This window comes from Oleiphilus sp. HI0067 (assembly GCF_001635735.1).
On record NZ_LWFI01001040.1, the window covers coordinates 1 to 1,566 of the forward strand.

Here is a 1,566-nt window from a genome sequence, read left to right on the forward strand (position 1 = left end):
TGGCGAAAGCAACTCCTGCTCGCTCTGGTGATCGATTAGCTGGACTCGCAGCGAGTAATGCTGAAGAGAGGGTTGTTGCACAGATGGTGCTCGCGGAAGTACCACTTAAACGATTTCTAGAAGATACGCTCATTCCCTACGAAGATGACGAAATAACACGACTGATCATTGATGAGCACAATAAAGCAGCCTTCGAACCCATATCTCATCTTACGGTTGGAGATTTTAGAAACTGGCTACTTAGTGATCTCGCAAGCACCGAAATGCTAACGACAATTCGCTCAGGCATCACGCCAGAAATAGCCGCCGCGGTCAGTAAAATAATGCGTAATCAAGATTTGATACTGGTTTCTAAAAAGTGCCACGTCAGTACCGCATTTAGAAATACCATTGGACTCCCCGGCCACTTATCAACCCGACTTCAACCAAATCACCCTACTGACGATCTCACGGGGATCGCAGCGAGCATACTTGATGGATTGCTCTATGCCAATGGCGATGCAGTCATCGGAATAAATCCCGCCACTGATAATGTCACTCAGACCTGTCGATTACTCGATATGACGAACGAACTCATCGAAAGCTACGAAATACCAACGCAATCCTGTGTTCTTACCCACGTAACAAATACGATCGAAGCCATAGAAAAAAACGCTCCTGTCGATTTGGTGTTTCAATCTATTGGCGGCACGCAAGCTACAAATGACAGCTTTGGCTTTAATCTAAGCACTCTTGCCGAAGCACACGATGCAGCACTATCGCTAAATCGAGGAACGATAGGCAATAACGTCATGTATTTTGAGACAGGCCAAGGCAGTTCATTGTCTGCAAATGCACACCATATGGTTGACCAACAAACATGTGAAGCAAGAGCTTACGCAGTTGCGCGAAAATTCAATCCGCTTCTGGTCAATACGGTGGTCGGATTCATCGGTCCAGAATACCTATACGACGGTAAAGAAATCATACGTGCAGGTTTAGAAGACCATTTTTGCGGCAAGCTTCTCGGCGTACCAATGGGGTGTGACGTTTGCTACACCAATCACGCTGATGCAGACCAAAACGACATGGATAATTTACTGACACTGCTCGGTGTCGCTGGCTGCAATTTCATTATGGGAATTCCTGGATCAGATGACATCATGCTGAATTACCAGACCACTTCATTTCATGATGCCTTATACGCAAGACGCGCTATGGGCCTTAGGCCTGCGCCAGAATTTGAGGCGTGGCTGCATAAGTTAGAGATTGCGANCGATCACAATAGCTTTAGTTTGAACAGTCATGTCCCTGCTCTGTTTAACGACTCCATTAAGCGCCTCGCAGGAAGTTAAGATGAGCAAAGACGAACAGAGCAAACAAGCTCAAACGGCAAAAAACTCTGAAGCATCAGTTACTGACAATCCTTGGGAGCGACTACGTGCATTTACAGATGCGAGAATTGGACTAGGGCGTGCGGGCATCAGCATACCAACGAAGCACTCATTAGCCTTTCAGCTTGCACATGCAAAAGCACAAGATGCCGTGCATACCCCATTGAGCTTTGAAAACATTTCAACAGATCTA

Annotated in this window: 2 protein-coding genes; both read left to right on the top strand. The window is 46.4% G+C overall.

What is annotated here, in order from left to right:
* A partial coding sequence (locus A3739_RS14275) for an ethanolamine ammonia-lyase subunit EutB (protein ID WP_068501857.1) occupies nt 1–1,334 on the top strand: 1,334 nt, incomplete at its 5' end.
* 1 nt (nt 1,335) lies between these two features.
* Nucleotides 1,336–1,566: ethanolamine ammonia-lyase light chain EutC (locus A3739_RS14280; RefSeq protein ID WP_197472329.1), on the top strand; the 231-nt coding region annotated here is incomplete at its 3' end.